This window comes from Pseudomonas sp. GM30, assembly GCF_000282275.2.
Lineage (GTDB): Bacteria > Pseudomonadota > Gammaproteobacteria > Pseudomonadales > Pseudomonadaceae > Aquipseudomonas.
This window is the reverse complement of sequence record NZ_AKJP02000014.1, coordinates 25,285-42,932: the sequence shown is the minus strand read 5'-3', so window position 1 is coordinate 42,932 and position 17,648 is coordinate 25,285. Positions and strand designations below refer to the sequence as shown.

Here is a 17,648-nt window from a genome sequence, read left to right as displayed (position 1 = left end):
TGGAGCGTGTCTATGAAAAAACAACAAGGTTTCACTCTGATCGAGCTGCTGATCGTCGTCGCGATCATCGGCATCCTGGCAACCATCGCCTTGCCGCAGTATTCGAAGTATCAGGCGCGGTCAAAAGTGACTGCGGGGCTGGCGGAGATCAGTGCGATGAAGGTGCCGTTCGAGGACACCATCAATCAAGGTACCGCTCCGGATATAAATGCTGTGAATGGCGGTACAGCCACCACCTCCAACTGTACGGTCGCGGTTACAGGCACAGCGGCGACGGGGGCGGGCAGCATCAGCTGCACGCTGCTCAACGCTCCGGGTCCGGTACTGGGCAAAACCATCACGCTTACCCGTTCGGGCGCTGCTACGGGTAATACCTCTGGTGTGTGGACCTGTGCCACTACTGTTAATGCGGATTATTCGCCAAAAGGCTGTACCGCCAGCGGTACTTGATCGCTAGCGCGTGATGTACGAATGCCCTGCCACGCAGGGCATTTTTCTTTATTCGGTGAAAATAAAAGTCTCAATAATTTCAGCGCCTTAGGAACTTTCCAAAAAACCGCAACTTGCAAGTGAATATTCCCCGAATCATGCATTTTGCATGAATCCGGAATTTTCCATTATCTGTAAGATGTTGATTTATATAGATTTTGTATCTTTTAAAAAGTTGGCACAACGTTCGCAACTACCTCGGTAACCCTGCTGACAAGTAATCCAGCAGACTTTCCAGAAAAACAGGAGTTACTCGTATGAAGAAGTTCGCTATCACTGCCGCTGCTGCTACCGCGCTGACCCTGACCATGGCTTCCGGTGCCTTTGCACAATCCACCCAGGCTACTCAGGCTCCAATGACTCTGGCTGCTGGTGAAATGACCAAGGCTAAAGAAGCTACTTCCGATACCTGGATCACTACCAAAGTCAAAAGCGACCTGGTAACCGAAAAAGGCATTCCTGGTACCGACATCAAAGTCGAAACCAACAAAGGTGTGGTTTCCCTGTCTTCTGACGTCGCTGTCACCGAAGCTCAGAAAACCACCGCGGTGAACATCACCAAGAAAATCAAAGGCGTCAAAGCGGTTTCCGCTGACGGCCTGAAAGCCGAGTAAGGCATGACTTCTCGCTTGGACCGGGAGAAGACGCGACAGACGGGCCGAGCAATACGTCTGCCGCAACTTTAGAGTTCATGCGAACGGTCACACGGATGTGACCATTACAGGCCCCGGCACTTGTGTCGGGGCCTGTTCTATTTCAGGGGCACCACAAAACAATTGTAGGAGTGAGCCTGCTCGCGATAGCGGTGTGTCAGATGGAGAAATCTGCTGACTGACACACCGCTATCGCGAGCAGGCTCACTCCTACAGGGGGGAATTAATTACCGCGTTTGCTGTTGATCTGCCGCAGGCGATTGCCTTCAAAGCGTAGGTACTGGTACATGCCGTTGCTCGGGCCGTAGGTCCATTCCTCGACGTGAAATTCTTCGCGGCGGTTGGCGCTGCGCTTGTAGCCGAGGACGTCGCGGCTGACCGGTTCGCCACACTTTTGCAGCACCTCACTGGCGCGGTCGCCGAGGCTGACCAGTTGGCTGCCACAGCGCAGCGTATCGGAGGCCAGTGTCGGGCTGGCGGCGAGCAGCAGTGTCAGCGCAACCAGCCATTTGCGGTTCATCATTCGGCGTCCAGGTGCATTTGCGTCACGACCCGGCCATCGCTCTCGGCTTCGCCCAGATTGGCATCGATGAAGTACACCCGGTCATCCGCCAACTGACCTTTGTCGACCAGATAGTCCTTGATGCTGCTGGCGCGTTCCTGACCCAACTGCCGCAGCAGCACATCGCTGGAACTCCAGAACTTGATCACACCATCACGCATTTTCGCCGTGCGTTCTTCCTTGCCCAGATCTTTCCATTCGGCCGGTGGCTGGGTTTTCAGACGGGTACGGTAGATGCCTTCAAGCAGCGGGCCTTTCTCGCTCTCCGGCACTTGCAGCAGGGACGCTTGCGCCGGCACCTTGTCGCCCCGACGCTGGAGCATCTTGTAGTAGTTGTACTGGTATTCGCGCTCCAGACGCTGTTCGGCGATCAACGGACCGTCGCTGCTCTGTGCGGCAGTGCCTTCGATTTCCAGACGCAGGGCCGGACGTTCCTTTAGGGCCTTGGACAGTTTGTCCAGCGCCGACTCGGCGTCCTTGCTCAGGTCACTGGAGCCCGCAGCAAAGGACACGGTACCGAGGTCTTCAGAGCCGCCACCGTTGATCAGCCCGCCAATCATCTTGAACGGTGCGGCGGCAGCCTTGACGATCAGGTTGCGCAAGGTCTGCCAGACAATCGGCATCACGCTGAACTGCGGGTTGTTGAGGTCGCCGGTCACCGGCAGCTCGATGGAGATCTTGCCATCGACGTCCTTGAGCAGGGCAATCGCCAGTTTCAACGGCAAGCTCACGGCATCCGGGCTGTCGACTTTCTCACCGAGTTGCAGTTGCTCGACCACCACTTTGTTTTCAGCCTTCAACTGGCCCTTGGTGATCAGGTAATGCAGGTCGAGGTTGAGCCGGCCCTTTCGGATGCGGTAACCGGCGAACTTGCCGGAATACGGAGTAAGAGTGGTCAGCTCGACGCGTTTGAAACTGGTGGCGATATCGAGGCTGGCCATCGGGTCGAACGGGTTGACCGCACCTTTGATGGTCACCGGGGCATAGCGGTCGACCTTGCCCTTGATGTCGACGCTGGCCGGTTTCGCCTGACGGCTGTCGATGGTGCCGATCTGGCCGTTGAGCTGTTGGATCGCGGTGGCGAAGTTTGGCGTCAGGCTGAAATCGGCGAAGTTGGCCGAACCGTCGTTGATCGCAATCGCGCCGATGTGAATGCCCAGCGGCTTGTCTTTGCTGGCCGGTTTCGCCGCTGCGGGTTTCGCGCCATTGTCAGCGGGCTGCGGGATGAGCAGATCGTCGATGTTGGTGGTGCGGTCATCGTTGATCATGAAGCGCGCATACGGCTGGAACAGGTTGACCTTGTCGATCGACAGGCTGTCACCGTGTTGATAGTTGATGCCTTCAACCACCACCTGCTGCCACTTGAGGAAGTCGCGGGTTTTCAGGGTGTCGAGGGTGTGCAGTTGATCGATCTGCGCACGGCCGGTCACGCCGAGTGCCAGGGGGGCGGTGCTCTTGAGGTTGACCTTGAGATCACTGCCGAGCATGCCGCTGCGCAGCTCAAGGCGAATGAACGGATTGATGTAGGACTGCGCGACGCGCAGGTCGATGTCCTGGGTTTTCACGTTGAGTTGGGCGGTGACCGGCGCGAGGTTGACCACGCCATCGGCGTTGATCTTGCCTTGTTTGCCCAGACCGCTGTCGAGCCTGACCTTGAAAGGCGAGCCGTTGAGGCTGTCGAAATCCTGCAGGTCGATATTCAGCGGGGTGACATCCAGTGCCACGGGCGGGTTGGCCGAACGGTCGGCGAGATGCACGGTGTAGTTGCGTAGCTGTACGTCTTTGAGCAGCACTTGCCAGGGCTTGCTCGGCGCCGCCGGTTCTTTCGGCGAGTCGGCGGCGGCCGGAGTGGTCTTGGGTTCGGCGGCGGCCTTGGCGGCAGGTTTCGATGGCTGGCTGGCGAACAGTTTCTGCCAGTCGAGCTGACCATCGGCTTCGAGCGCGGCCCAGGTTTCCAGTTTGTTGCTGCGGATCTTGCCGACCACCACTTGCTGTTTGGCCAGGTCCAGCGACGTCTCGCTGACGTCGAGGCGTTCAAGTTTTGCCAGCGGGCGGCCGTCCGGCGCCTTGATCGCGAACGGCGCGACACTCACTGCGATGTTGTTCAGCAGCAGCTCGGTTTCTTTCGACAGATTGAGTTTGTATTCGGTGCTGAGATTGATCACACCGTCTTCGAGCACCAGCGGCACGGCGTCACGCACGTAGGGCCAGAATGACTTCATCTTGCCGTCGGTGACTTTCAGTGTGCCTTCGGAGGTGAACGGGATCAGGCTGAAGTTGCCCTTCCAGTCGATCTGCCCACCGGCCGGGCCGGCAGCCACCAGGGTCATGTCGGCATTGTCTTCGGGCAGAGTGCTGAGGTTTTTCAGCTCGAAATCGAGCTTGTCGTAGAGAAACTCGATGGGCTCGCTCGGCCGGGCGTCCTGGAAATGCACGTTGCCGCCGGCCAGTTGAATGCGGTCGATGCGCAGCGGGAACGGCTTGGCATTCGGATCGGCCGGGGTCGGCTCGCTGGCGGGAATCTTGAACAGGCCCAGCAGATTGAGCTGGCCGTCCTTGGCAAAGAGGATTTCGGTCTTGGGCTTGTCCAGCTCGATATCAGCCAGATGCAGCGCCTTGGTCCACAGGCTGTCGAGTTGCAGATTGGCGTACAGCCGCTCGAAGCCGACTTGCTCCTTGCCCGGCTCACCGACGACCAGCCCCCACAGGCTAACTTCAAGGCTGAACGGATTGAGTTCGATGCGCTGGATATGCGCAGGCACCGTGGCGTAGTTCGCCAGTTGCTGGTTGGCGATACGCAGGGCGATGCCCGGCAAAATCAGAAACCCCAGCAGGCTGTAGAGGGCCAGAGCAGTCAACAAGGCGCCAATCGCGCGAATCAATCCTTTGGGCATGTGCGGCTTCATCTGTCTGAATCGGAGTGCCTTGGAGTATGGCACGCGATTCTGGTTCCGAAGTACATCGTGGGGGGCAGGATTGTTCAGATTGTTCTGTAGGACCAAGACACTGTGGGAGCGAGCTTGCTCGCGAAAGCGGTGGATCAGTCGAGAAATATGCTGACTGACACGCCGCCTTCGCGAGCAAGCTCGCTCCCACATTGAGTCCCGCAGGGGGGGTTACAGCTGCAGGATCAGGGTTTTCAGCGGTGGCTGTTGATCCAGCGACGGGAAGTCCGCGCCCGGGGTCATCACGCTCCATTCGCGCACCGGTCGCCCGGCTTTCTCGGCGCAACGCAGAACCTGTTCACGCCAGTCGTCCATGCTGACTTTTGCCAGGTTGTTGCAGCAGATCAGCACGCCGTTGTCAGCGGTGGTCAGCAGCGCCGGTTTGAGCAGGCTCTGATAGTCGCGCAGCAGATCGACGGTGCCGAAAGCGCTCTTGGCCCAGGCCGGCGGGTCAAGCAGCACCAGATCGTATTGGCGCTGTTCGAGGCGCTGATAGCTCGGCAGTTTCTGCCCGCGCCGTTGGCTGATCGGCAGCCCGGCGAGCTGACGGATCGCCGGGAAGTAATCGGACTGGATAAATTGCATCTCGGGCAACTGCGGATTGAGCAGACCGTTTTCCCGGCCGACCGCCAGATTGCCTTCAGCGAAATCCAGATTGCACACCTCGCGCGCGCCACCGGCAGCAGCACTCAGGCCGACACCGCAGGTGTAGGCAAAGAGGTTGAGCACACTTTTACCCTTGGCGTGATCCTTGACCCAGCCGCGAGTGTTGCGCAGGTCGAGGAACAGCAGCGGATCCTGCCCGGCATGCCGCCCGCGCACGCGATAGTTCAGGCCCCATTCGTGACCGACCAGATCCGCCAGCGCGGCGTCGTCGGCTTTGTAGACATTGTCTTCGCGGTCGATGCGCGAGTTGCCCCGGGAGCGGTCGTTGTAGACCAGCAGGGTGTCAAAGCCCAGGGTCTGATTGACCATGGCGTGCAGTTGCAGCAGGTCGTCACGCTCCAGCGTCTGATGAAAACTTTGCACCAGCAGTTGCGGGCCATAGCGGTCGACGGTCAGACCACCGGCGCCTTCCTGGCTGCCGTGGAACAGCCGATAGCAATCAGTGCCCTGGCTGTGCAGCTCGGCGAGCAGATCCTGGCGTTTATCGAGGGCGGCGCGCAGCGCCTGATTCAAGGAAGACATGCGTGCGCCTTGCTGGTGAGAATTGAGGCGCGGGAGTTTAGCAGTTACCGATGCCCTGAGGCATTGCGCAGATCTGTGGCGAGGGAGCTTGCTCCCGCTCGAGTGCGAAGCGCTCGCAACATTCCGAGGGTCGCTGCGCAACCCAGCGGGAGCAAGCTCCCTCGCCACAGGGTTCTGTGTATGGATCAGGTGAGCAAACCCATCCGCCGCTTTGCCCGCTGCACCGAACCGTTGCGCATCGCCCAGCGCAGCATCGGCGCACTGCGTTTGACGCTGGCGCGGATCAGCTGGCGTTGCAGCGGATTCTGTCGTATGCCGAACAGGTCGCTGGCCCAATCCGGCAGCAGATCGATGCCGGCCTTCATCATCAGGTCGCCAAACGGACGGGCCAGCACGCTCGGTGCCGGGGCGTCGAGCAGCAGGCGCAGAACTTCGCGGCTGCGCTCATCACAGAGCAATTGCGGGCGCATGCGTTGCAGATAGTCGGCCACGGCTTGCCGCGATTTCGGCACATCCCGCGCACCCAGGCGCTCGGCGACCACGGCGATTTCCGCGTAATAGCGATCCTGATCCGCCCCAGACAAATTCGGGTTGCGGTAACGCAGATGCGCGGCAAGAAAGTGACTGACCTCGGCCACATGCACCCACGTCAGCAGGTCCGGATCGCTGGCCGCATACGGTCGGCCATCCGGCGCGGTGCCGACCACTTGCAGGTGAATGGTGCGCACTTTTTCGATCAGCCATTCGGCGTCGCGGCGTGAGCCAAACGTGGTGCCGGAGACAAACTGGCTGGTGCGACGCAGACGGCCGAGCATGTCCTGACGAAAATTCGAATGATCCCAGACCCCGGCCAGCGCCAACGGATGCAGGGCTTGCAGCAACAACGCGCTGATGCCGCCGATCAGCATGCTGCTGAAATCGCCATGGACTTGCCAGCTGATCGAGTCCGGGCCGAACAGCCCAGGATCGCCCTTGGGGTTTTCCAGGTCGAGTTGACCGAGGGACAGCCCGGTCAGGCTCATGAGTTGGTTTTCGATACGGCTGCGGATGAATTCCATGACAACTCATTGGTGGTGGACGGGCGCGGCCGGTTGACCGCGCCACGGATGTTACTGATTGAGGCGCTTGTCGATCAAACCCTGGACTACGCTCGGGTCGGCCAGGGTCGAGGTGTCGCCGAGGCTGTCGAGTTCGTTGCAGGCGATCTTGCGCAAGATGCGCCGCATGATCTTGCCTGAACGGGTTTTCGGCAAGGCCGGCGCCCATTGGATCAGGTCCGGTTTGGCAAAGCTGCCGATCTCCTTGCTGACGTGGGCCAGCAGTTCCTTCTTCAGCTCATCGCTCGGCTCGGCGCCGTTCATGGGTGTAACGAAGGCGTAGATGCCCTGGCCTTTGACATCGTGCGGGTAACCGACCACGGCGGCTTCGGCGATGCTGTCGTGCAGCACCAGCGCGCTTTCCACTTCGGCGGTGCCGATGCGGTGGCCGGAGACGTTGATCACGTCGTCGATGCGCCCGGTGATCCAGTAATCGCCGTCCTCGTCGCGGCGTGCGCCGTCACCGGTGAAGTAATAGCCGGGGTAGGGTTTGAAATAGGTGTCGACCATCCGTTGCGGGTCGCCGTAGACGCTGCGGATCTGCGCCGGCCAACTCGACTTGATCGCCAGCACGCCGCTGCCGGCGCCTTTGATTTCCTTGCCGTGCTCGTCGAGCAGCACCGGTTGCACGCCAAACATCGGCTGTGTGGCGCAACCCGGTTTGATCCGCTGTGCGCTGACCAGCGGGCTGAGCATGATGCCGCCGGTTTCGGTCTGCCACCAGGTATCAACAATCGGGCAGCGCTGCTCGCCGACCACATTGAAATACCATTCCCACGCTTCCGGGTTGATCGGCTCACCGACACTGCCGAGCAGTCTGAGGCTTGCGCGCGACGTTTCCTGCAACGGCCCGGCACCTTCGCGCATCAGCGCGCGCAGGGCGGTGGGCGCGGTGTAGAAGATGTTGACGTGGTGTTTGTCGATCACCTGCCAGAAGCGCGAAGTGCTCGGGTAGCTCGGCACGCCTTCGAAGATCAGGGTGGTCGCGCCGTTGGCCAACGGGCCGTAGACGATGTAACTGTGGCCGGTGACCCAGCCGACGTCGGCGGTGCACCAGAACACTTCGCCGTCGCGGTAATCGAGCACGTATTTGAAGGTCATCGCCGCCTGCAGCAGGTAGCCACCGGTGGTGTGCAGCACGCCTTTGGGTTTGCCGGTGCTGCCGGAGGTGTAAAGGATGAACAGCGGATCCTCGGCGTCCATCGGCTCTGGCGGGCAGTCATCGCTGACGTCACGCACGGCCTGGTGATACCAGAGGTCGCGGCCCTCGACCCAGTCGACCTTGCCCTGAGTGCGTTCGACGACGATGACGGTGCTGACATCCGGGCAACTTTGCAGCGCCTTGTCGACGTTGTGCTTGAGCGGGACAAATTTGCCGCCGCGCACGCCTTCATCGGCGGTGATCACCGTGCGGCAGTCAGCGTCGAGAATGCGGTCGCGCAAGGAGTCCGGGGAGAAGCCGCCGAACACTACCGAGTGAATCGCGCCGATCCGCGCGCAGGCGAGCATGGCGTAGGCCGCCTCGGGAATCATCGGCATGTAGATGCACACCCGGTCGCCTTTTTTCACACCACGGCTTTTCAGCACATTGGCCAGGCGGCAGACGTGATGGTGGAGTTTTTTGTAGGTGATCTGCGCCGATTCGGCAGGGTCGTCGCCTTCCCAGAGAATCGCGGTCTGCTCGCCGCGCTGGGCAAGGTGACGGTCGATGCAGTTGTAACTGACGTTCAGTTGGCCGCCGGTAAACCAGGACGCTTCACCGGTTTTCAGGTCGTAGCGCTGGACGGTCTGCCACGGGGTGCTCCAGTCGAGGAAGCGCGTGGCCTGTTCGGCCCAGAAGGTGCTGGGGTGTTCAATCGATTCGCGGTACAGGCGCTTATAGTCGTCCTGACTCAACTGCGCAGCCCGGCGGACGGCATCGGCTTTGGGGAACGTGCTGATATCGAACATGACGGTTCCTTATTCTTGTTGTGCGAAGAATAAAGATGCGCCGAGAGGGCCAAGGGTTCAAGCCGCATCAGGAATCTGATGGCTGGTATCGAATTCAGGTGTACGTAAAACAACTGTAGGAGTGAGCCTGCTCGCGATAGCGGTGTGTCAGTCAACATCAATGCTTAAAGACATACCGCTATCGCGAGCAGGCTCACTCCTACAAGGGAATTTGCTTGCCCACAGGATTCTGGTTGATCCAAATCCTGTGGGTTTTGCTTTCAAATCACCCGCGGTGACGACCGCGGAAGTAGTTGATCAGGCCTTGGGTGGAGGCATCGTCAGCAACGGTTTCATCGCTGCCGACCAGCCGGTTGTAAACGCCTTTGCCCAGTTCCTTGCCCAGTTCCACGCCCCACTGGTCGAAGGCGTTGATGCCCCAGACCACGCTTTGCACGAACACTTTGTGCTCATACATGGCGACCAGCGCGCCGAGACGCCGCGGGCTGATGCGCTCGACCACAATGGTGTTGCTCGGACGGTTGCCCGGGATCACCTTGTGCGGTGCGAGTTTGTGCACCTGCTCTTCGCTCATGCCTTTTTCGCGCAGTTCGGCTTCGGCTTCCGGCAGGGTCTTGCCGAGCATCAGCGCCTGGCTCTGCGACAGGCAGTTGGCGTACAGCCACTGATGGTGATCGGAGACCGGGTTGAAGCTGACGATCGGCACGATGAAATCGGCCGGGATCAGTTGGGTGCCCTGGTGCAGCAACTGGTGATACGCGTGTTGACCGTTGCAGCCGACGCCACCCCAGATCACCGGGCCGGTATCGGTCGACACCGAGGTGCCGTCCTGACGCACGCTCTTGCCGTTGGATTCCATGTCCAGCTGTTGCAAGTGCTTGGTGATGTTGCGCAGGTAGTGGTCGTACGGCAGGATCGCGTGGCTCTGTGCGCCCCAGAAGTTGCCATACCACACGCCGAGCAGGGCCAGCAGTACTGGCATGTTCTGTTCGAACGGTGCGCTCTGGAAATGCTGGTCCATGGTGTAGGCACCGGACAGCAATTCCTTGAAGTTGGACATGCCGATGGCCAGGGCAATCGGCAGACCGATGGCCGACCACAGCGAGTATCGGCCGCCGACCCAGTCCCACATCGGGAAGATGTTTTCTTCACGGATACCGAACGCGACTGCCGCAGCGTTGTTGCTCGATACCGCGATGAAGTGGCGATACAGCTCGGCTTCCGAACCACCCTGAGCCAGATACCAGGCGCGGGCGGCCTGAGCGTTCTTCAGGGTTTCGAGGGTGTTGAAGGATTTCGACGAAACGATGAACAGGGTGGTTTCGGCGCGCAGCTTTTGTGTCAGTTCGTGGAACTCACTGCCGTCGATGTTCGCCAGATAATGGCAACGCACGCCTTTCTGCGCGTAGGACAACAGCGCTTCGGAGACCAGCTCCGGGCCGAGGAACGAACCACCGATGCCGATGTTGACCACGTCAGTGATCGGCTTCTCGGTGTAACCACGCCACAGACCGTCGTGGATGCGGCCGACCAGATCGGTGATCTGGTTCAGCACCTTGTGCACTTCCGGCATCACGTTGACGCCGTTGACCGACAGCTTGTCGCCCACCGGGCGGCGCAGGGCGGTGTGCAGTGCCGGGCGGCCTTCGGAGGCGTTGACGATTTCGCCGTCGAACAGCGCATTGATCGCGCCTTTCAGATCGACTTCATTGGCCAGGCCCACCAGCAGGTTGCGGGTCTCGGCGTTGATCAGGTTTTTCGAATAGTCGAGAAACAGGCCGCAGCTGCTGAGCGTGAATTGATTGAAGCGCTGCGGATCGGCGTTGAAGGCTTCGCGCATGCTGAAATCCTGCATGGCTTGGCGGTGATCTTTCAACGCTTGCCAGGCAGGCAGAGCGGTAACGTCATGAGGAGTGCGGTAGTACGCCATCGCTGCGGTTTTCCTTTTTACTTGAACGGCCTTTTGAACACAGAACAGACCGATACGCCATGTTTGGGCGAGGGTCAAATGCGTCGACACGATTTTTCAACGCAGGGCGAATACAGTAAACCTCGCGCTGCGATCTGTCTTGACTTCTTCTGACCTGTTCCCTGTACTTTTTTAACATCAATACCGGGAACGGGCCGACCAACGGAAGGGGAGTGGCGCCTCGAAGCGGCTCAGGCCACCTGAACCGGAATGGCGTTGCTGGTGTGGCTGAGCTCGTTGCCCGGGGCCATGTACAGCATGCGCGGCTTGAAATTGACCAGTTCCGCTTCGCTGTAATGGGCGTAGGCGCAAATGATCACGCGGTCGCCGACCTTGGCTTTATGCGCGGCTGCGCCATTCACCGAAATCATCCGCGAACCTTCTTCGCCACGAATCGCGTAGGTGGTGAAACGCTCGCCGTTGTCGACGTTATAGATCTGGATCTGCTCGTACTCACGGATGCCGGACAAGTCCAGCCATTCGCCATCGATGGCGCAGGAACCTTCGTAATCGAGGACCGCGTGAGTGACTTCGGCGCGGTGCAGTTTGGCCTTGAGCATGATGGCGTGCATGAGGGATTTCCAGGGTTGGAAGCAAACGGCGGGCAGTGTGCCCGAAGGCTTTGGGGGCGGCAATATGGTCTATGTGGACACCAGAAACCAATGTGGGAGCGAGCAAGCTCACTCCTACAGGGGTATTGCGCTGTTTTTTAAGCCGGGCTATCGAGGTTCAGATGCAGGTTGTCGATCAACCGCGTGGTGCCGAGAAACGCGGCCACCAGAATCACCAGATCGCGGTCTTCTGCGGTCGCCGGACGCAAGGTCAGGGCATGCCGGATTTCCAGGTAATCCGGACGCAGGCCGGCGGCTTCCAGCTGTTGCACCTGGGCTGCGATCAGCGCCGGAAAATCTCGCTCGCCTTGTTTGATCGACTCGGCAATCGTACTCAGGGTGCGATAGACCACCGGCGCCACCGCACGTTGATCTTCGCTGAGGAAGCCATTGCGCGACGACAGCGCCAGGCCGTCGGCCGCACGCACAGTCGGTTCGCCGATGATCTGGATCGGCATGTTCAGGTCATGCACCAGCGCGCGGATCACCGCCAGTTGCTGGAAATCTTTCTGGCCGAAGATCGCCAGATCCGGCTGGACCATGTTGAACAGCTTGCTGACCACCGTCGCCACACCTTCGAAGTGCCCCGGACGGCTGGCGCCACAGAGGCCTTCAGACAGTTGCGGCACGCTGACCCGAGTCTGCCCGGCCATGCCGTCGGGGTACATCTCTTCGACGGTCGGAGCGAACAGCAAATGACAGCCGGCTTGCAGCAGTTTTTCCTGATCTGCCGCCAGGGTGCGCGGGTACTTGTCGAGGTCTTCGCCGGCGCCGAACTGCAGCGGGTTGACGAAAATGCTCGCGACCACGAAGTCCACGCGCTGAGTGGCTTTGGTGATCAGCGCGATATGGCCGCTGTGCAGGTTGCCCATGGTCGGCACGAAGCCGATGCGCTTGCCTTCACTGCGGGCGCGCGCCACGGCGGCGCGCAATTCGCGTACGGTTTTAACAGTGTTCATGCAGAGAATCCGTGTTCGATCCCAGGGAAAGTAACGCCTTTGACTTCGTTGACGTAGGCCTTCAGTGCGGACTGGATGCTGTCCTGACCCTGCATGAAGTTCTTGACGAACTTCGGTACGCGGCCGGTGATCGACAGGCCGAGCATGTCGTGCAGCACCAGTACCTGACCGTCGGTCTCGCTACCGGCGCCGATGCCGATGACCGGAATCTTCACGGCCTGACTGATTTCGGCGGCCAGTTCGCTCGGCACGCATTCGAGCAGCAGCATGGCGGCGCCAGCCTGCTCGAGCGAGATCGCGTCGGCACGCATCTGCCGCGCCTGGTTCTCGTTGCGGCCCTGCACTTTATAGCCGCCAAGAATGTTCACGGCTTGTGGGGTCAAGCCCATGTGTGCGCAGACCGGCACACCGCGCTCGGCCAGCAGGCGGATCGACTCCGCCAGCCACAGCGCACCTTCGACCTTGATCATGTGCGCGCCGGCCTGCATCAGCATCGCGCTGTTGGTCAGGGTTTGCTCGATCGTAGCGTTGGCCATGAACGGCAGGTCAGCCAGGATCAGGGCGTCGCTGTTGCCGCGTTTGACGCAGGCGGTGTGATAGGCCATTTCTGCAATGGTCACCGGCAAGGTGCTGTCGTGCCCTTGCAGAACCATGCCGAGGGAGTCGCCCACCAGCAGCACTTCGACACCGGCCTCGTTGCAGGCGTGGGCGAAGGTCGCGTCATAGCAGGTCAGCATGGTGATCTTTTCACCTTTCTGCTTGAGGCTCTGGAGCGTGGTCAGGGTGATGGCTGGCATGTAAAAAATCCTCGTTCAGGCGCTCTGGAAACTACTGCGAGTAACGCGCGTGATTCTTCGTCTACTCAGGCGCACGCTCTTTTGTCGTGCTTATAAGGCCTGGATTGCGCCCGTATGTGCCGGGTTGGCGGCAGCGGGACGCCTATAGTCGTGAGGAGAACCTAGGAAGTCAATTGCGTGTGTTACCGCATTGTTACGAGGGGAGTGTTACCGGCGTTACTGATGCGATTCAGCGCTGCGGCAGGGCTTGATCGGGGCGTTTTTGTCCGACAAAAAACCTTGTAGTGGCAGAGCTTTGTGGCGAGGGGATGAATCCCCTCGCCACAGAGGCCCCATCCACAGAGAGATTTTTGTCAGGCGTGGGGAAGGCGTTCGAGGCCGACAAACGGGCAGGCAGCGAGCAGGTCGGGCAGGCTGCGGCCGTCGGCGAGACGCAAATCCTGCGGGGCCAGTTCGGCAAGAGGATAGAGCACGAACGCTCGTTCCTGAATCTGGTAGTGCGGGACTTTCAGACGCGGTTCGTCGATCAGGCGATCGCCGAACAACAGAATGTCCAGATCGAGCGTGCGTGGGCCCCAGCGTTCGAGGCGCTCGCGACCCTGATCGTTCTCGATGGCTTGCAGCGCATTGAGCAAGTCCAGCGGCGCGAGGTCGCTGTCGAGGGCAGCAACTGCGTTGGTGTAACGCGGTTGCCCCGGCAGCAGCGAGTCGCTTTGATAGAACGCCGAGACGCCGGCGAGGGTGGTTTGCGGCAATTGCTCCAGCGCGTCGAGCGCGCTGCGCAATTGTTCGGCCGGGTCAGCGAGGTTGCTGCCCAGGCCGATATAGATGCGCTCCATGCCTTATTCGCCCGATGCGCTCGGCGCCCCGGCGCGCTTGCGCTTGGAACCGCTGCTGCGGCGACGTTTGCGCGGTGCGCCACTGGCGTCATCACCCTTGCCGCTGAGTTCGCGAATCATCTCGCGACGCTCGCTGTCGTTGGCGTCCTGATAGTCCGTCCACCATTCACCCAGACCGTCGGTCTGCTCACCAGCGCTTTCACGAAGCAGCAGGAAGTCGTAGCCGGCGCGGAAGCGTGGATTGTCCAGCAGCAGGTCGGCGCGTTTGCCGCTGCGGCGTGGCAGGCGTTCCTGCATGTCCCAGATCTCGCGGATCGGCATGGTGAAACGCTTTGGAATGGCGATGCGCTGGCACTGTTCGGCGATCAGCTCGTGTGCACCTTCCTGCATGGCCGGAATTGGCGGCATGCCACGTTCCTGCAGACGCAGCACGCGCGCCGGCAGGGCAGGCCACAGCAGCGCGGCAAACAGGAACGCCGGCGTTACCGGTTTGTTCTGCTTGATGCGCAGGTCGGTGTTGGTCAGCGCTTCGCTGATCAGCGTGTGGGTGTATTCCGGGTTGTGTTCGAGTGCGTCGGCACTGGCCGGGAACAGCGGGGCGAACAGTTGCAGATCGACCAGCATCTCGAAAGTGATCGCGCCGTGGCCGGAGAGGAACAGCTTGAGCACTTCCTCGAACAGACGGGCCGACGGGATCTCGCGCAGCATCGGCGCCAGTTCGCGGATCGGCTGCACGGTGTGCTTCTCGATGCCGAAATTCAACTTGGCGGCGAAACGCACGGCCCGCAGCATGCGCACCGGGTCTTCCTGGTAACGCTGCTTCGGATCGCCGATCAGGCGGATCAGGTGATTGCGGATGTCGTGCACGCCGTTGGCGTAATCGAGAATGCGCTCGCTGACCGGATCGTAATACAAGGCGTTGATGGTGAAGTCGCGGCGTTGCGCGTCTTCTTCCAGGGTGCCGTAGACGTTGTCACGCAGAATCCGCCCGCTCTCGTTACGCGAAGACTGGTTGCTGTCTTCGTCGTCTTCATTGACCGGGTGATTGGCGCGGAAGGTCGCGACTTCGATGATTTCGCGACCGAAATGGATATGCACCAGTTTGAAGCGGCGCCCGATGATCCGCGCATTGCGGAATTCGGCCCGGACTTGCTCGGGGGTGGCGCTGGTGGCGACGTCGAAATCCTTGGGCGTGATGCCCAGGAGCATGTCACGCACGCAACCACCGACCAGATAGGCCTGGTAACCGGCACCTTGCAGGCGTTCGACGATATTCACCGCATAGCGGCTGAATTGCCCCTTTTGCAGCGAATGTTGGCCGCTGTTGAGCACTTCAGGGGTGCTGCGGATGTGTTGCGTACGACGCACAGGAGTTCGGAATGACTGGAACAGCTTCTTCAGCATGGGATGCACTGTTTGAAGGAATGTTCGGCCATACCAAAGAATGACCGCATGATGGGCGCAGATTCTAGCATTTAGTCGGGGGATGGTGTAGGACGCAGCAGATTTGCGCTGTAAGCCGCAAGCTGCAAGGGTCGAGGAGGGTAAAACAGCAGGATTTTCCGAACGGGAGAAACTACAAGGGGAGCCGAAGCTCCCCAAGAAGTAGTTGCGTGCTCTTTTTATTATTGATTCGGGCTTCTTGTTTTTGTTGAGTGCCCTCGCCATGAAGCTTTTCCTTCATGACCCTCCCAATCGGGAGCCAAGAGCAAACGGATTGCTTTGGTCGCTGTGTTGCAGTGATCTTGCGATCCAACCAGTACAGGCTCTGTCTTAGGACAGTTTTTGTTGTTCTCGGCCTGGTCGTGGGGCTAGCCCCAAATACAACGCCTCTCCAAAAGAATCAGTTAGCTGCGCCTCTCGCCGTCTTGTTTTTATTGTGCGTGAGTCGATTCGTCTTATTTTTATTGTCTTGTGCATTGCTTGTTATTGTTCTTGTACCAAACATATAGCAGGTGCCGTGCCAACTTTTGCGAGGCCCAATAAAACAAGGGGTTAGGTCGTTATAACCGTTTTCTCGGGGCCAAAAAAAGCCGGGGTTTCGTTACCGATAACCCCGGCTTCTGTTACGTGAAAGGACTGAGGTAACAGTTTTTTCACGTCTTCAAGCGTTACCCGCGCACTCGACAGGTAACGTTCAGCTCTCGCTGGTCACCCCGGTCTTGCGCCGTGGAATGCCCAGGCGCTGACGGCGTTCCCACAGGCACTTGCGGCTGACGCCCAGTTTGCGCGCCAGTTCGGTCTCGGTCATGTGGTCCTGATGCTCGAGAACGAAGTGCTGGAAGTAGTCTTCCAGCGACAGGTCTTCAGTCGGTTCATGACTGCTGTTGCTGGCGTTACCCGGCGTTTGTGGCGGCAGACCGATGAACTCGTCGTCTTCCAGGTCGCTCAGCTCGATGTCGATGCCCAGCAAATCGGCAGAGATTTCCGGGCTTTCGCTCAGGATCACTGCGCGCTCCACCGCGTTTTCCAGCTCGCGCACGTTACCCGGCCAGGAATAATGCCGGATGGCCTGTTCGGCATCGGCGGCAAATTTCAGGTCGGTACGGTTGATGCGCGCACTTTGACGGGCGAGGAACGCGGTGGCGATTTCGTTGACGTCGGCGCCACGTTCGCGCAACGCCGGCAGTTTCAGGGCAATCACGTGCAGTCGGTAATACAAGTCTTCACGGAACTGGCCGATTTTCGCCAGGCTCTTGAGGTCGCGGTGGGTCGCGGCGATCAGGCGCACATCGACCTTTTGCGACTGCACCGAACCCACGCGGCGAATCTCGCCTTCCTGCAGCACGCGCAGCAGTCGGGCCTGGGCTTCCAGCGGCAATTCGCCAATCTCGTCGAGGAACAGCGTGCCGCCGTCCGCCGCTTCCACCAGACCGGCGCGACCGGCGCTGGCGCCAGTGAACGCGCCTTTTTCGTGGCCGAACAGTTCGGACTCGATCAGGCTTTCCGGAATGGCCGCGCAGTTCACCGAAATCATCGGTGCCTTGGCGCGCTTGGACAGGTTGTGCAGAGCGCGGGCCACCAGCTCTTTACCGGTGCCGGACTCGCCCTGGATCAGGACATTGGAATCGGTCGGTGCGACTTTGCGGATCTTGCTGTACAGATCCTGCATCGGCGGGCACGAGCCAATGATGCCGATTTCGCCGTTGCTGTTGTCGACAGACGGTTTGCCGCTGCCATTGGCTGCTTTGCCGGCAGGCACTTCGCCGGCGGCAGGTGCCGACTGGTGATCACGCAGGATCCGCGCGACGGCCTGAAGCATTTCATCGTGATCGAAAGGCTTGGCGATGTAGTCCACCGCGCCCATCTTCATCGAGTCGACCGCCGAGCGCAGACTGGCGTAGCTGGTCATGATCAGCACCGGTTTGCCCTGGCCAAGCTTGATCAGCTCGGTGCCGGGGGCGCCAGGCAGGCGCAGGTCGCTGACGATCAGATCGAATGTGGGAATACTGAAGCGTTCTTGTGCTTCCTGCACAGAACCGGCTTCGCTGACCTGATACTGGTTACGTTCCAGCAGGCGGCGCAAGGCGGAGCGGATAATGGTTTCGTCTTCGACGATCAAAATGTGCGGCATTGATTCGATACTCTC

General features: G+C 60.0%; 14 protein-coding genes. 2 read left to right on the top strand and 12 right to left on the bottom strand.

Annotated features, from left to right (window positions below):
• Nucleotides 1-12 precede the first annotated feature (12 nt).
• Complete coding sequence (locus tag PMI25_RS11315) at nucleotides 13-450, top strand: pilin (RefSeq protein ID WP_007963874.1); 438 nt, start codon at nucleotides 13-15, stop codon at nucleotides 448-450.
• A 296-nt stretch (nucleotides 451-746) separates the two neighbouring features.
• Nucleotides 747-1,103, top strand: coding sequence for a BON domain-containing protein (locus tag PMI25_RS11310; RefSeq protein WP_007963876.1), 357 nt, complete (start codon nucleotides 747-749; stop codon nucleotides 1,101-1,103).
• A 262-nt stretch (nucleotides 1,104-1,365) separates the two neighbouring features.
• Here PMI25_RS11310 and PMI25_RS11305 read toward each other — a convergent pair whose 3' ends face one another.
• The 12 genes from PMI25_RS11305 to PMI25_RS11250 all read right to left on the bottom strand — a co-directional run bounded on the left by PMI25_RS11305 (nucleotide 1,366) and on the right by PMI25_RS11250 (nucleotide 17,633).
• Nucleotides 1,366-1,662: a DUF2845 domain-containing protein gene (locus tag PMI25_RS11305; protein WP_045122040.1), complete on the bottom strand. Its 297-nt coding sequence runs from the start codon at nucleotides 1,660-1,662 to the stop codon at nucleotides 1,366-1,368.
• Nucleotides 1,662-4,610: a DUF748 domain-containing protein gene (locus PMI25_RS11300; RefSeq protein ID WP_007963880.1), complete on the bottom strand. Its 2,949-nt coding sequence runs from the start codon at nucleotides 4,608-4,610 to the stop codon at nucleotides 1,662-1,664. The genes PMI25_RS11305 and PMI25_RS11300 overlap by 1 nt, the downstream gene beginning before the upstream one ends.
• 210 nt (nucleotides 4,611-4,820) lie before the next feature.
• The gene (locus PMI25_RS11295) at nucleotides 4,821-5,837 is read right to left on the bottom strand and encodes a class I SAM-dependent rRNA methyltransferase (RefSeq protein WP_007963882.1); all 1,017 of its coding nucleotides are present in this window, start codon (nucleotides 5,835-5,837) and stop codon (nucleotides 4,821-4,823) included.
• Between the two features lie 185 nt (nucleotides 5,838-6,022).
• Nucleotides 6,023-6,895 (bottom strand): oxygenase MpaB family protein, encoded by an 873-nt coding sequence (locus PMI25_RS11290; RefSeq protein WP_007963885.1) that lies wholly within the window; start codon nucleotides 6,893-6,895, stop codon nucleotides 6,023-6,025.
• A gap of 51 nt (nucleotides 6,896-6,946) precedes the next feature.
• Nucleotides 6,947-8,884 (bottom strand): acetate--CoA ligase, encoded by a 1,938-nt coding sequence (acs, locus tag PMI25_RS11285; RefSeq protein WP_007963886.1) that lies wholly within the window; start codon nucleotides 8,882-8,884, stop codon nucleotides 6,947-6,949.
• A gap of 265 nt (nucleotides 8,885-9,149) precedes the next feature.
• Nucleotides 9,150-10,814 carry a glucose-6-phosphate isomerase gene (gene pgi, locus PMI25_RS11280; RefSeq protein ID WP_007963887.1) on the bottom strand — a complete coding sequence of 555 codons (1,665 nt, stop codon included), beginning with the start codon at nucleotides 10,812-10,814 and terminating at the stop codon, nucleotides 9,150-9,152.
• A 230-nt stretch (nucleotides 10,815-11,044) separates the two neighbouring features.
• Nucleotides 11,045-11,425, bottom strand: coding sequence for an aspartate 1-decarboxylase (gene panD / locus PMI25_RS11275; protein WP_007963888.1), 381 nt, complete (start codon nucleotides 11,423-11,425; stop codon nucleotides 11,045-11,047).
• A 137-nt stretch (nucleotides 11,426-11,562) separates the two neighbouring features.
• Nucleotides 11,563-12,423: a pantoate--beta-alanine ligase gene (gene panC, locus PMI25_RS11270; protein ID WP_007963889.1), complete on the bottom strand. Its 861-nt coding sequence runs from the start codon at nucleotides 12,421-12,423 to the stop codon at nucleotides 11,563-11,565.
• Entirely contained in the window at nucleotides 12,420-13,220 is an 801-nt protein-coding gene (gene panB / locus PMI25_RS11265; protein WP_007963890.1) for a 3-methyl-2-oxobutanoate hydroxymethyltransferase, read from the bottom strand. Before panB ends, panC begins: the two co-directional genes overlap by 4 nt.
• A 353-nt stretch (nucleotides 13,221-13,573) precedes the next feature.
• Nucleotides 13,574-14,059, bottom strand: a complete 486-nt coding sequence (gene folK, locus PMI25_RS11260; RefSeq protein WP_007963894.1) for a 2-amino-4-hydroxy-6-hydroxymethyldihydropteridine diphosphokinase — start codon at nucleotides 14,057-14,059, stop codon at nucleotides 13,574-13,576.
• Nucleotides 14,060-14,062: 3 nt separating this feature from the next.
• The gene (locus tag PMI25_RS11255) at nucleotides 14,063-15,463 is read right to left on the bottom strand and encodes a polynucleotide adenylyltransferase PcnB (protein ID WP_007963895.1); all 1,401 of its coding nucleotides are present in this window, start codon (nucleotides 15,461-15,463) and stop codon (nucleotides 14,063-14,065) included.
• A gap of 733 nt (nucleotides 15,464-16,196) precedes the next feature.
• A complete protein-coding gene (locus PMI25_RS11250) occupies nucleotides 16,197-17,633 on the bottom strand; it encodes a sigma-54-dependent transcriptional regulator (protein ID WP_007963897.1) in 1,437 nt (478 codons plus the stop codon).
• Nucleotides 17,634-17,648: the final 15 nt, after the last annotated feature.